We start from the raw sequence: 13,393 nt of genomic DNA on the forward strand, positions 1-13,393 counted from the left end.
CTATACTTCTGCTAATTCCTGCCTTCTATATGTCTCAACTGATTGTAAAAAGCCTTTTGCATCTTCCAAATAGCTTTTGGCGAAGTCCTCACTGGGTTCATTTCTATTCAATTGCAGCACCAGATTTTCAAAACCTCCTTGAATCTCAAGGCGGCCGTCTTTCACAAACTTTTCATCGAAATCTTTAATAATGCTAGAATGTGTATTGGTCTTAGTCTTTTCAGCAGTTAGTAAAGCTTTTGCTGTATTGACCATTGAGGTATAGGCATAATAAATGCTTGCCGCCCAATTACCTGCCGTAAAGGCTTCCTCTGAATTCTGAATTTTTTCCTCGCTTTCGAACAACAACGTAGCTATCAAATCAATTACAACACCTGCACATTCGCCAATACCGATTTCCTTTTTATATTTTTCGGAATTCCCCCAATCGATAAAATCTTCTTGGGTTAAATTATCAATAGCTGTTAAGGGTTTTAGAAAATCATAGAAATAATGCTCTCCTTTTTCGGCATAATAATCCGCAAAAGTGTTTCCGTTGCCGTTGGTATTAAAATCATCAAGAATTAAGCGCAAAGCTTCTGGACCTCTTCTGCTTGGCACTTTCACTACCTTATCAGCAAAGCGACCATTTCCATTTCCATCGTTACCTCCTCCCAATAAAACTTGAAGCGCGGGAGCTACTAATTTGTCTTTGGTACGAACACTCATGCCCTGAAATCCGATATTGGCCATATTATGCTGCCCACAGGCATTCATGCAACCGCTAATTTTGATAACCACATCTGGGTTGCTGATATACTCCGGATATTCTGCTTTTATAACACGTTCTAGTTCTTCAGCGATTCCGGTGCTGCTGGCAATTCCTAAGTTACAGGTGTCTGTTCCAGGGCATGCGGTGATATCTAAGGCCTTATTATAACCCGCTTCTACGAAACCTAATTTCTCTAATTCCGAATAGAAAAACGGAACCAATTCTTCTTTTACATAAGGAATCAAAATGTTCTGTCTTAGGGACAAACGAATTTCTCCCGCAGCATACTTCTCAACCAAATAGGCAAGTAATCTTGCTTTATCTGAGTAGAAATCCCCGAGTAAAACTTTGATTCCGATGGCTACAAAGCCACTCTGTTTTTGAGGGACCAAATTGGTGGACTTCCAGATTTCAAAAACCTCTTTATTATTGATTTCAACATTCGGAATCTCGTTTTCGGCAACCTTGATTTTAGGATAGCTTTCGGCATCGATTGGAAAAGTTTTGTGCGGGACCGCTTTTTGTTCTTCCGCTAACAAATCTTTGAAACCGTCAAGACCCAAGTCTTTTAATAAGAATTTTAATCTCGCCTTGGCTCTACTTTTTCGTTCACCATACCTATCAAAAACACGAATCACGCCATCCATAAGTGGAATGATTTTATCCGATGTCAGAAACTCAAAAAGCACATCAGCATAACGTGGTTGTGAACCTAAACCACCGCCCAACATCACTTTAAAACCTCTTACCCCATTTTCGATTTTAGCGATAAAACCTAAATCGTGCATGTATGAAAGTCCGGTATCGGCATCACTTCCTGAAAAGGAAACCTTGAACTTTCTACCCATTTCTTGACTTATCGGATTCCGAAGAAAATATTTGAACAAAGCCTCAGCATACGGAGAAACATCAAAGGGTTCATCAATAGCAATACCCGCTGTTTCACTTGCGGTTACATTTCGAACGGCATTTCCGCAGGCTTCACGCAGTGTAACATCATCCTTTTCTAATTGCGCCCAAAGCTCAGGTGTTCGGTCTAAATCTACGTAGTGAATCTGTAAATCTTGACGTGTAGTTATGTGCAAACGACCCGTAGAATATTCGTCTGAAACATCAGCGATTCTTTTAAGTTGTTTCGAGGTCACTTTTCCATAAGGCAGTTTGATACGAATCATCTGAACACCTTGTTGGCGTTGTCCGTAAACCCCTCTTGCCAATCGCAGGCTTCGAAATTTCTCCTCATCTAAATTCCCTTCTTTAAACTCGCGTATTTTTCGCTCGAGTTCAAGAATGTCTTTTTCAACTACTGGATTTTCTATTTCTGTTCTAAAACTTTGCATAACTTACTCGATAATCGAGATTTAAAATGATTCGATCCCGAATCCTCGGGACGTCGAAATCAATGTTAACTTTTCTTTTAGTGCCTCGTGGGCCTGTACTGAGGGTATTTACTGAAGATGAATTCCACATTCCCTAGTCTCAAGGGCTTTAACGGGGTCAAAATAGGTGCTGTTCTTTGGCAGGTCGTTGGCTTCTAAATAATTATCCAAATCGTCATCTGTCCAATAATAAAATGGACTAACCTTTAAAATTCCATTTTTACTTTGGCTTAAAATATCTTTAGAACTTCTTAGTTCAGTTTGACGAATTCGAATGTTAGTAAACCAAATGTCAGGCTGGTGCTCTTCTAAAGCTCTTCGAAATGGTTCTAGTTTTACAATTTCTGAAAACTCAGAATGCTCGGGTTGCTCAGCCGAAGGAAAGCCTAAGCGATGCTCAGTAAAAGCTCTAGTTTCTTTGGGCACGTACGTCTTTAGATTCAAATTAAATCGCCTTTTTAAATATTCAGCATGCTCATAAGTCTCCGGAAGATTATAACCCGTATCGCACCACACTACATTAATCTTGGGGTCAATTTTCTGAAAGGTGCTAAGTAGCACAGCGGAATATTTTCCAAAACTTGTGGTAATGATTCTCTTATTAGATAACTGGAGCGCCCAACTTATAATTTCCTCTGGAGGTATGCCCTGAAACTGTTTGTTGTAATAGTCTAAATCGATATTTTTTTTCATAATATAATAACCCATAGATTTAGTAGGATAATCAAAAATAGAATTATTTATAACTCCGAAACGTTAAAAAGGTTATAAAACTACTATTAACCTATAGATTTAATAGATTAATAAAAATCAAACTCTTTTTTTGATAATTCTTTAATACAAAAAGAGAAATGTTGATGGGAATTTAGGTGGATAATTAAACAGATTCCTGACTTTACTGAAATGAATTCAGTACAGGCTCCGGAATGAAAATAAAAGTTACGCAATTAAATCCGCCAACGTATTGTTGCGATACACTTCCAAAGCACTATCGCGCACTTTAAGCATTAACATGTGTACTGAACAATCTTCCTCACTGGGACAATCATCACACTTTTCGTAGAAATTAAGGCTTACACACGGCACCATAGCTATCGGCCCTTCTAAAACCCGCATCACATCGGTCATTAAAACCTCTTTGGGTTCTTTGATGAGATAGTATCCCCCACCCTTTCCTTTTTTGGAACCTAAAAAACCGGTCTTCCTCAAAGACAACAAAATGCTTTCTAAAAACTTTTGTGAGATGTTCTCCTGTTTGGCTATTTCAGCAATCTGAACGGGTTCTTTCCCTTTTTGGGAGGCCAAAAAAGCGAGTGCTTTTAGTCCGTATTTTGTCTTTTTGGAGAGCATAGGGCTAAGATAGGGAAAGAGAATTAAATCGTTTCCGGCATCATCTTAAGTTCGCTAACATTCTCATATATTTACCAGAATCATTATTCATTCCTATTTTTATTCAAATGGATTTCAATCACGATATTTTTCCCGAAAAACTTTTCGCCTGTTGGCATCCTGTTGGGTACAGCTATGAAATCGAAGCTAACAAACCCTTTGGCACTTTTCTGTTGGATGAACCTGTAGTTGTTTGGCGGACTTCCGATGGAGAAGTTCACGCCATGCGCGATGTTTGTATTCACAGAGGTACGGCTTTGTCGCTAGGATGGATAAAGGATGATTGTCTCGTTTGCCCGTATCACGCTTGGCAATTCAATAAGGCAGGGAATTGCGTAAAGATTCCACAGGACCCAGATGTAGCCATTCCGCCAAAAGCAAAAACACCAAAATATCATTGTCAAGAAAAATTTGGATTGGTTTGGGTTGCTCTAAAGGCTCCAGAATATGACCTTCCTGATATACCCGAATATGAAAATTCGGATTGGAAATTAGTCAATACCGGTCCGTTTGATTGGAAAAGCGACAGTTCAAGACAAGTAGAAAATTTTACTGATTTCGGACATTTCCCTTGGGTACACCCCGGACTGCTAGGAGACCCTGAGAGACCTAAAGTTCCTGAATGTAAAGTGACCGTAAAAGGTTCTGTTTTACATTATTCCGTAGTACGACCAGAAGCAACCAACAGCGATGACTTTCCCATTTTTGCCAATGATGATGTCGTAAAACCAGAGCGAAGAAGTAATTATGAATTACATCTACCCTATACGATTGTGTTGCGTTTAGGCTGGGGTGGCGAAAAGGGCATGGTGTACTTTTTTACCTCACAACCTATCTCAAATAATAAATGTCGGGGGTTCTGCATCATAGGGCGCAATTACGACCATGATGAACCGGACACCGTATTGCAAGAATTTGAACAAGTGATTTTCGACCAAGACAAACGTATTGTTGAATCGCAGCGGCCGGAGCAAGTGCCTTTTGATTTTACTGAAGAATTACATTTAAAATTTGATGCGGTGGCTATGAATTATAGAAGGGCTATGAAAAAGCAGAAACTGAGTTATTGATTAACAATGACAATACTATTTATATTCCGTAGTCACAAACTCCAACACCGTTTCCCCAACATTTTCTAAATCATGCACTAAATCCTTTTTCACGTTATGGTCGTAATAAGACAGGTCTCCCCGTTGGTAAGTAATCTCACATATTTTTCCATTTTCATATCTTGAGATTGCCTTGCCATCGGTAAGACAGACCCAACTATAATTTGTGGTGTGCCTATGAAAAGGGATGCATCCACCAGGTTGCAGGTGGGTGCTCCAAACTCTTAACTGTTCATTTTCAAAAACTATGGTCTGACCTAGTGCATCGGATATTTCATCTTTTATCAATTCATGTAAAAGATTTGATTCCCAATTTTCGAACTGCCCTTCTGGATTAATGATTTTAGAATCCATATTCTTTAGTTTTTTAGAAATGGATAATCCGTATAACCTCTTGCATCACCACCGCCGAAAAGTGTATGGGTGTCACTTATTTCATTTAAGGGAGCGCCCATTTTTAATCGTTGCGGATAATCTGGATTGGTCAAAAAGTTCCTTCCAAAACCGATAAGGTCTACCAAGTTATCTCCCAATAATCGTTCTGCTTCCTCCGGAGTTTTATTTCCTGTTGCGATAATTGTATGCTTGAAGGTTTTACGTAGCTCAACTCTAAAATCTGTCGGAATCTGTGGGGAATCGTCCCAATCTGCTTCAGATAGGTGTAGATATGTAATTCCGATTTTATTCAATTCCCGAGCGGCCATCATTATGGTGTCCAAAATCTCGGGGTCGTCCATATCCTTGAATTTGATAAAGGGTGCAATTCGTACTCCGGTGCGTTCTGCTCCAATTTCATTGGCAACGGCCTCGGTAACTTCCAATAGAAAACGGGTTCTATTTTCTTTGCTTCCCCCGTATTTATCTGTTCTGATGTTTGAATTGCTTCTTAAGAATTCGTCGATGAGATAACCATTTCCACCGTGAATCTCAACGCCTTCAAAACCAGCTTCGATTGCATTTTTAGCGCCTATTCTAAATTCTTCGATAGCTTGGTCAATATCCGTTTGCGTCATTGCCCTAGGTTCTTCAACCGGAACAAAAGTGGCATCTCCGTTAGACGCACCGTCGAAAATATATACTTGGGTATCCTTTGCGATTTTAGCTGATGGCGCAATGGGTTGCAATCCATTTACTTTGGATGAACCTACCCTACCAACATGCCATAATTGGAGAAATATTTTGCTCCCTTTTTTATGCACTTCATCGGTTGTAAGCTTCCAGCCCTCGATTTGCTCCTTCGTAAAAATACCAGGTGTTCTGGCATACCCCATCCCCTGTTTTGATACTTGAGTAGCCTCGGTAATAATGATGCCAGCTGATGTTCTTTGTCCGTAGTATTTTGCCATTAGCGCATTGGGCACTTCTCCATATTCATCTGCTCGAGAACGTGTCATGGGCGCCATCAGGAAACGATTTTCAAGTGAAATACCGTTCATATTGTAAGGCTCATATAATTTTGAATAACTCATTGTATTGTTTTTTAGGTATTATTGATAGTGCAAATCTATAGCACAACTCAAGTATGTAACTGGTATATTTACATTGTATTTTTGTAATTATCCATTGTTTAAATGACGAAACGTTACTTTAGTAGACATTCGCTCAATATCTTTTCGTTGGAACGAACTGAATGGGGGTTTCCCATTCATGGGCACAACTTCTATGAATTGATAGTCATAGAATCTGGAAACGGGATACAGGTAATGAACGATGTTAGCTTTCCCTATAAAAAGGGAGACATCTTTCTACTGACTCCCAATGACGAACATTACTTTGAAATAGAGGAAAAAACACGGTTCACTTTCGTAAAATTTACGGAACAGATTTTCACAGAAAAGAACGAGGGAAATTCGAGCAATGCTTGGCAAAAGAAAATTGATACCATCCTCTTCAACCCCAATACGCTCCCAGGACCGATTATTTCCTCAGAAGAGGAAAAAAGCAAAATTTTAAAACTTTTAGCCTTATTAAAGGTCGAGTATGAAATGAAAGATGTTTTTAGCCGTCATCTGGTGCTCGACCTGTTCGATGCTATGATAACGGTTATCGCACGTTGTTTGAATGAACGAAATAAAACGCTTACCTACAAAGAAACCGCCGACACTGACCGAGTGAGTTCAGTGTTAACTTATATAAGGCAGCACATTCTTGAAAAAGAAAAATTGAGTATTAATGCTATTGCAGATGAATTCTTTATGTCTCCGAATTACGTGGGTATTTTTATTAAAAAACATACGGGAATGTCTATTCAGCAGGTTGTTATGGAGACAAAACTAAAAACTGCCGAACGATTACTTGCTAGCTCCAAGTTGACGATTTCGGAAATTGCTAACAGACTTCAATTTACCGACTCTAGTCATTTTACCAAGACTTTTAAAAAATATCGAAATAAAACACCTAAAGTGTTTCGGAAAGAGATTAATGGATAGTTGATTTTACCCCAAAGCCTGATGAATATCACGAATAATATCATCAACATGCTCAAGCCCAACTGAAACTCTAACCATTCCATCGGTAATTCCCGTTTCGGCTCTTTCTTCTATGGATAGCTTACTATGTGTTGTTGACGCAGGATGGGTAACAATACTTCTAGAATCACCTAAATTGGCGGAAAGTGATAACAATTTGATGGAATCGAAGAATTTCTGACCTGCTTCCAGTCCACCTTTGACTTCAAAAGCGACTACGCACCCACCTGCTTTCATTTGCTTTTTGGCAATTTCATATTTCGGATGTGATTTTAAAAATGGATATCTGACCCAATTTACTTTTTCATGACCTTCTAAAAATTCTGCCAACTTCAATGCATTCTCACAATGCCTATCTACACGAACAGCCAAAGTCTCCAAACTTTTGGAGAGCACCCAAGCATTGAATGGTGATAAGGCCGGACCTGTTATCCTCGAAAATCGATATATTTTATCAATTAAATCTGCACTCCCAACGGTTACTCCAGCTAAAACCCTGCCTTGTCCATCCATTAATTTGGTTCCGGAATGGATGACCAAATCGGCTCCAAATTTTATGGGTTGTTGCAAATAGGGAGAAGCAAAGCAGTTGTCAATCACCAAAATTAGATTGTGCTTTTTAGCAATAGCTCCCAAAGCTCCCAAATCCAAAACATCAACTCCCGGATTGGTTGGCGACTCTGCATAAATAATTTTTGTTTGAGGTGTAATTAAACGCTCTATGGAATCCAGCTCATCAATCTTGAAATAGGTATGCGAGATATTCCATTTTGGAAAAAAATTGTTGAATAGGGAATGTGTAGAGCCAAAAATACTTCTTGCAGAAAGAATATGGTCTCCGCTTTCCAACAAAGCGGCAAAAGTTGAGAAGACCGCTGCCATTCCAGAGGCAAAAGCGAATCCGGCCTCTGCACCTTCCATTTGACATACTTTATCTACAAATTCATTGGAATTTGGATTTGAGTACCTGGAATAGATATTTCGTTCTTTCTCCTCTGCAAAAGAGGCCCGCATGTCTTCGGCATCTTCGAAGACGAAGCTCGAAGTAAGATATAATGGTACTGAATGTTCTAAGTTTTGCGAACGTTCTAGTTGGGTTCTTATGGCGTTGGTTTCGAATTTGTTTTTGCTCATCTTTTATTTTCATTCCTGTGCCTGTGCTGAATTCATTTCAGTAAAGACAGGAATCTGTTTGTAGTTTTTCTCAAATGCTTATCGAGGGTTAATTCTTCTTGTTCCTAAGTACACGCCCTGGCCCTGCATGCCGGCAGGCAGGTGCGCCACCCCTCTCAAGAGGGGAAATTTCTTATCACCCTTTTTCTGCTATTCTTAGGATATCACCAAAAACACCTCTGGCGGTTACAGCTGCTCCAGCTCCCGCACCTTGAATTACCAAGGGGTTTTCTCCATATGATTCTGTGTATATTTCGATTATCGAGTCCGAGCCTTTTACTTGTCCTAGTGCGCTTTCTTTGGGGACCGATATTAGTTTTACATCTAACAATCCTTTTTCTTTTTGAAGGTTTCCATGGAGGTCTCCTACATATCGTAACACATGACCTTCCTTTTGGTTCTTCTTGATTTCGTTGAACTTATCGTCTAGCATTCCTAAATTCTTAAGAAAATGGTCAGGTTTTCCTTTTCGCAATTGCTCAGGAATTAAATTTTGAATCTTGATATCGGAGAATTCATTGCTTAAATCTAACTCCCTCGCTAAAATCAAGAGTTTCCTTCCAACATCATTTCCTGATAAATCCTCTCGTGGGTCCGGTTCAGTAAAACCTTGATGCATGGCATCCTTTAGAATTTGCGAAAAGGGTGCATTGACCTCAGAGAATGTATTGAAAATATAACTTAGACTTCCCGAGAAAACACCTTTAATTCTTGTGATATTCTCTCCTGAAAGATGCAATAACTTAATGGTATCAATAAGTGGCAAACCTGCACCGACATTGGTTTCATATAAATATTGCTTTTGATTTTTCACCAATTCTTCTCGTAGCAATTGGTAATAATCGAACCCAAGTGTATTGGCTATTTTGTTTGAGGAAACCAAGTCAAAACCATTCTCTACGAAATCAAAATAGTTGGCTACAAAATCCTCACTCGCGGTATTGTCTACTACTATTAAATTTTCTAAATGGTGCTCATTTGCATACTCGAAAAGGTCTTCTACTTTATATGCAATTCCTTTGGTTTCAATAGATGATTTCCATGACTTCGGAATGCCTTTTTTGTTAATTAATAGCTTCCGGGAATTAGCAACCGCAAATACATTCAAATCTATTCCTTTCCGTTTGGCAATAGTTTCAGATGATTTTAAAATCTGGTCAATTAGTGTTCCGCCTACATTTCCATGGCCGAATATGGCGAGGTTCACTTTCCTACTAATTCCGAAAATTTGACCATGCATTACGTTGAGTGCCTTGTGTAAATCCGACTTTTTCAAAACCAAACTCACGTTCTTTCCAGATATCGTATTATTAAAGAGTAATGGAATAATTTGATTCTTAATCAGTGCATTATAAGGTTTATGAAACGTACTCAAATCTTGACCCACAATAGATACCACGGAAACATCATTGACTACTGTAATCATATTAATATCCTTGGATTTGAAGTCTCTGGAGAACTCCTTTTCCAGGGCCTGTTTGGCCTTTTGTGCATTGTGCTCATTGACCACTAGACCAATTCCGCGCTCTGAAGAACCTTGCGATATGATACTTACATTAATGTTTCGCTCTTCAAGAGCTTTAAAAATACGAGCATCTATTCCGACTTTTCCTAGAAGTCCCCTACCCTCAAGATTTACCAAAGCAACATCTTCAATAATCGAAAGTGATTTGATGCCTTCTTTACTAGACTTCGCACTTATCAAAGTACCTTTGCTGTCATCATTGAAGGTATTGAGAATACGGAGTGGAATATTTTTTTCAATTAACGGAATAATCGTTTTTGCGTGAAGAATGGTCGCTCCGAAATTCGCCAATTCATTGGCCTCGGCATAGGACAAATTCGATAGTCTTTTCGCCTCTTGAACGAAATCAGGGTTAGCTGTAAAAATTCCATCTACATGGGTATAATTCTGTAACTCCTCAGCATCCAGGAAGTTTGCCAATAGGGCGGCGGAATAATTGCTCCCGTTTCTTCCCAAGGTTGTTGTTTCTCCGTCCAAAGTAGAAGCTATGAATCCCGTAAAAACTGGAACAGCATCAACTGGAAGAGCATTGTATTTCAATAATACATTTTCTTTAGATGTGCCTTCGATCAATTTAGCATCTCCAAAAGTATCATCTGTTTTCAGGACCGTTCTTGAATCAATAAAATTTGCCTTGACCCCTTTACCTATTAGCAATTTGGTGAGCAATTTTCCTGAGATTAACTCGCCATAAGCCAAGACCTCATCCTTAATTTTAGGACTGTAATCCCCCAATAAAGAAACACCTTCAAAGAGTTTTGCCAAATCTTTAAATTCTTTTGAAAGATTGACGTTACCGAAAGTATGTTGCTGATATTTTTCGAAAGCTTCAAAATCTTTGATATAATTCTTCCCTTTTGAAGCTTTTTCGAGCATTGCTTCTAACTGGTCAGTACCTTTTTCACGAGCGGAAAGTACCACTGCAACATTCTCTCCTTCATTTACCTTAGAGGTAATGATCTCTAAAACTCGACCTATTCCTTCACCATTGCTCAACGACTTTCCACCAAACTTCAAGACCTTAACCTTTTCAGATTTTCCATTTGTATTGAAAATTCCATCAAGCAGTTTTTGCAATTGTTCAAATTCTATCAAAAATGCATCATGACCATGGAGGGATTGTATTTCTCCGTAGGTGACATTACTATTGGCTTGAGCAATTTGTTTGAAGGTTTCTTTATTTTCTTTGGCGGTAAAGAACAAATCAGAATCAACTCCAATGATATGAATATTGGTATCACTATTTTCGAGCTTCTTGAAATTGGCATCGCCATCTCTTGTAACATCGATAGTTTTAAGTAACTGATTCATAAGTTTATAGGCGGAAAGCTGAAAACGTTCCTGCAACTTTTCCCCATGATGCATCAACCAACTCTCCACGTTAAAAACCTGAAGTTCTTGATTTGTACTCCTCTTGAAGCGCTCTTTAAAAGACTCCGGGGTACGATAACACAACATCGCATGCATTCTCGCATCATGCACAGGTTGTTTGGAATTCACCAAGAATTGCTCTTGAATCTGGCAATTGGCAATCAACCAATCCGTAGACTTCCAATCGGAAGCAACCGGAATTAAATGCTCCGTTAACTTCGGATTTAAAGACGCCATCTCCCAAGCTATACCTCCCCCTAAAGAACCGCCGATGATAGCGAATAGCCTTTCTATTTCAAGTTGCTTCAGACCCTTTAGAAAAATATGGGCTATGTCTCCTGCTACAAAGTCCTTGTAATTGTCAATAACAAATTTATCATGTCCGTTACCCGGAATATTAAAAGATAGGATGGTATATTTCTTTGTATCGATACACTTTCCGTCGCCAATTAAAGCAGACCACCAGCCGTCTTTTCCGGTAACATTGGAATTGCCCGTCAAGGCATGATTCACCAGAACGATGGGAGCCGAATAGAGCTCTTTACCAAAAAGTTGGTACGACAAATCAATATCTTGCACTACGCCACTTATGGTTTTGTAGTTTTTTATTTTTAGGTGGTGGAGCATTGAATAGCTATTAGTAGTTTTATTCTTCCATATCAAGCGGAGTAGAGATACAACAAGTACTTGTTCTCGACTCCGCTCGAACTGACAGTTTAGATAAATCTAGATATTAAGCCAAAACGGACTTATCAATTGTTGTAAAAGCATTTTCTAAATCTGTTTTTAAGTCATCAATATCCTCTAAACCTACGGATAGACGAATCAAATCTTGACCTACGCCAGCGGCTTCTTGTTGTTCCACTGTAAGCTGCTGATGCGTTGTACTTGCTGGATGAATAATCAATGATTTGGTATCACCTATATTCGCTAACAAAGAAAATACCTTGGTCGCATCGGTTAGCTTTTTGGCAGCTTCAAAACCACCTTTAACTCCGAAAGTCACCAGACCACTTTGTCCTTTTGGCAAATATTCTTGGGCTAAATCGAAGTATTTGCTGCTCTTTAATCCTGGGTAATTTACCCATGCTACTTCTTCTCTTCCTTCTAACCAAGTTGCCAATTCTAAAGCGTTGGCACTATGTTGTTTTATTCTAACAGAAAGTGTTTCCAAGCCTTGTATAATTTGAAAAGCATTAAATGGACTCAATGCTCCTCCGAAATCACGTAGACCTTCTAAAATTAATTTGAAAGTAAATGCGGCGGCACCTAAAGCTTCGCTATACACCAAGCCGTGATATCCGGCAGATGGCTCTGTGAATTCTGGGAACTTACCATTTGTCCAATCAAAAGTTCCTGCATCTATAATAGCACCTCCAAGGGCTGTACCATTCCCATTGATATATTTCGTCAACGAGTGAATCACCAAGTTAGCTCCGTGCTCAATAGGATTTAAAAGTCCTGGTGTAGCTACTGTGTTATCTACAATAAAAGGAACTTTAGCAGCTTGGGCTTCTTTCGAAATTGCTTTCAAGTCCAGTACATCTAATTTTGGATTCCCTAAAGACTCCACAAAGATGGCTCTTGTATTTTCCTGTATCGCTTTGCCAAAATTGGTTGGGTCAGCTGGGTCTACGAAAGTGGTTGTAATACCTAATCTAGGCAAGGTAACATTTAATAAGTTGAAAGTTCCGCCATACAAACTGCTCGATGCCACGATATGGTCACCAGCTTTTAGCAAAGTCATTAAACCTGTTGCAATAGCTGCTGTTCCTGAAGCAAAAACAACCGCTCCTACTCCTCCTTCTATGGCCGCCAATCGGTCTTGTAAAATCTGATTAGTTGGGTTATTTAACCTTGTGTAAATAAAGCCTAATTCCGCTAGCGAAAATAAATTCGCTGCATGATCTGTGTCATTGAATACATAAGACGTAGACTGGAAAATTGGCACTGCTCTTGTACCACTTGTTTGTGTTGTGTCGTGCCCAGCATGAAGGGCGTTCGTAGCTAATTTTGGATTACTCATGATTTTTGTTTTTGTGTATTCCGTTTCTTTTTAGAGAATACTAGTTCTTAATAGATTCCCGCCTACGCGGGAGTGACAAAAAATAGTTTTATTAAAAGCCAAACCCTTACTGCCGACATTGCAGCCAGGTAAAATCAAAAAGTTATAAGAAAGCGAATAGATTGTTTTACAATCTGTTTTGCGTTATCTGCCCATACTGTCG

10 protein-coding genes are annotated in these 13,393 nt (G+C 39.1%); 2 read left to right on the top strand and 8 right to left on the bottom strand.

Annotation, left to right across the window (positions count from 1 at the left end; genetic code table 11):
- From ACKWCD_RS18605 to ACKWCD_RS18615, 3 genes are all read right to left on the bottom strand, one after another.
- Positions 1–2,091 carry a nitrite reductase gene (locus tag ACKWCD_RS18605; protein ID WP_413985474.1) on the bottom strand — a complete coding sequence of 697 codons (2,091 nt, stop codon included), beginning with the start codon at positions 2,089–2,091 and terminating at the stop codon, positions 1–3.
- Positions 2,092–2,199: 108 nt separating this feature from the next.
- The gene (locus ACKWCD_RS18610) at positions 2,200–2,823 is read right to left on the bottom strand and encodes a phosphoadenosine phosphosulfate reductase domain-containing protein (RefSeq protein ID WP_413985475.1); all 624 of its coding nucleotides are present in this window, start codon (positions 2,821–2,823) and stop codon (positions 2,200–2,202) included.
- A gap of 246 nt (positions 2,824–3,069) precedes the next feature.
- Complete coding sequence (locus ACKWCD_RS18615; protein WP_413985476.1) at positions 3,070–3,480, bottom strand: RrF2 family transcriptional regulator; 411 nt, start codon at positions 3,478–3,480, stop codon at positions 3,070–3,072.
- Positions 3,481–3,587: 107 nt separating this feature from the next.
- Between ACKWCD_RS18615 and ACKWCD_RS18620 the strand changes: the two genes are divergently transcribed.
- Complete coding sequence (locus ACKWCD_RS18620; RefSeq protein WP_413985477.1) at positions 3,588–4,589, top strand: aromatic ring-hydroxylating dioxygenase subunit alpha; 1,002 nt, start codon at positions 3,588–3,590, stop codon at positions 4,587–4,589.
- Positions 4,590–4,604: 15 nt separating this feature from the next.
- Here the strand turns inward: ACKWCD_RS18620 and ACKWCD_RS18625 are convergent, their stop codons facing one another.
- Together ACKWCD_RS18625 and ACKWCD_RS18630 are read right to left on the bottom strand one after the other, a co-directional pair.
- A complete protein-coding gene (locus ACKWCD_RS18625; RefSeq protein ID WP_413985478.1) occupies positions 4,605–4,982 on the bottom strand; it encodes a cupin domain-containing protein in 378 nt (125 codons plus the stop codon).
- Positions 4,983–4,987: 5 nt separating this feature from the next.
- Positions 4,988–6,097, bottom strand: a complete 1,110-nt coding sequence (locus tag ACKWCD_RS18630) for an alkene reductase (protein WP_413985479.1) — start codon at positions 6,095–6,097, stop codon at positions 4,988–4,990.
- A gap of 102 nt (positions 6,098–6,199) precedes the next feature.
- Here ACKWCD_RS18630 and ACKWCD_RS18635 point away from each other — a divergent pair, with 102 nt between their 5' ends.
- Complete coding sequence (locus ACKWCD_RS18635) at positions 6,200–7,057, top strand: AraC family transcriptional regulator (RefSeq protein ID WP_413985480.1); 858 nt, start codon at positions 6,200–6,202, stop codon at positions 7,055–7,057.
- 6 nt (positions 7,058–7,063) lie between these two features.
- Here the strand turns inward: ACKWCD_RS18635 and ACKWCD_RS18640 are convergent, their stop codons facing one another.
- The 3 genes from ACKWCD_RS18640 to ACKWCD_RS18650 form a co-directional block, all read right to left on the bottom strand.
- Positions 7,064–8,230 carry a trans-sulfuration enzyme family protein gene (locus ACKWCD_RS18640; protein ID WP_413985481.1) on the bottom strand — a complete coding sequence of 389 codons (1,167 nt, stop codon included), beginning with the start codon at positions 8,228–8,230 and terminating at the stop codon, positions 7,064–7,066.
- 175 nt (positions 8,231–8,405) lie between these two features.
- The gene (gene thrA, locus ACKWCD_RS18645) at positions 8,406–11,792 is read right to left on the bottom strand and encodes a bifunctional aspartate kinase/homoserine dehydrogenase I (RefSeq protein ID WP_413985482.1); all 3,387 of its coding nucleotides are present in this window, start codon (positions 11,790–11,792) and stop codon (positions 8,406–8,408) included.
- A gap of 106 nt (positions 11,793–11,898) precedes the next feature.
- Positions 11,899–13,191: an O-acetylhomoserine aminocarboxypropyltransferase/cysteine synthase family protein gene (locus ACKWCD_RS18650; RefSeq protein WP_413985483.1), complete on the bottom strand. Its 1,293-nt coding sequence runs from the start codon at positions 13,189–13,191 to the stop codon at positions 11,899–11,901.
- Positions 13,192–13,393 lie beyond the last annotated feature (202 nt).

It is taken from the genome of Maribacter taeanensis, assembly GCF_047345145.1.
Lineage (GTDB): Bacteria > Bacteroidota > Bacteroidia > Flavobacteriales > Flavobacteriaceae > Maribacter_C.

Bases quoted from the DNA above. Each gene is read 5' to 3' on its own strand.
- ACKWCD_RS18605 (WP_413985474.1), bottom strand. From the start codon at position 2,091: ATGCAAAGTTTTAGAACAGAAATAGAAAATCCAGTAGTTGAAAAAGAC.
- ACKWCD_RS18610 (WP_413985475.1), bottom strand. From the start codon at position 2,823: ATGAAAAAAAATATCGATTTAGACTATTACAACAAACAGTTTCAGGGC.
- ACKWCD_RS18615 (WP_413985476.1), bottom strand. From the start codon at position 3,480: ATGCTCTCCAAAAAGACAAAATACGGACTAAAAGCACTCGCTTTTTTG.
- ACKWCD_RS18620 (WP_413985477.1), top strand. From the start codon at position 3,588: ATGGATTTCAATCACGATATTTTTCCCGAAAAACTTTTCGCCTGTTGG.
- ACKWCD_RS18625 (WP_413985478.1), bottom strand. From the start codon at position 4,982: ATGGATTCTAAAATCATTAATCCAGAAGGGCAGTTCGAAAATTGGGAA.
- ACKWCD_RS18630 (WP_413985479.1), bottom strand. From the start codon at position 6,097: ATGAGTTATTCAAAATTATATGAGCCTTACAATATGAACGGTATTTCA.
- ACKWCD_RS18635 (WP_413985480.1), top strand. From the start codon at position 6,200: ATGACGAAACGTTACTTTAGTAGACATTCGCTCAATATCTTTTCGTTG.
- ACKWCD_RS18640 (WP_413985481.1), bottom strand. From the start codon at position 8,230: ATGAGCAAAAACAAATTCGAAACCAACGCCATAAGAACCCAACTAGAA.
- thrA (WP_413985482.1), bottom strand. From the start codon at position 11,792: ATGCTCCACCACCTAAAAATAAAAAACTACAAAACCATAAGTGGCGTA.
- ACKWCD_RS18650 (WP_413985483.1), bottom strand. From the start codon at position 13,191: ATGAGTAATCCAAAATTAGCTACGAACGCCCTTCATGCTGGGCACGAC.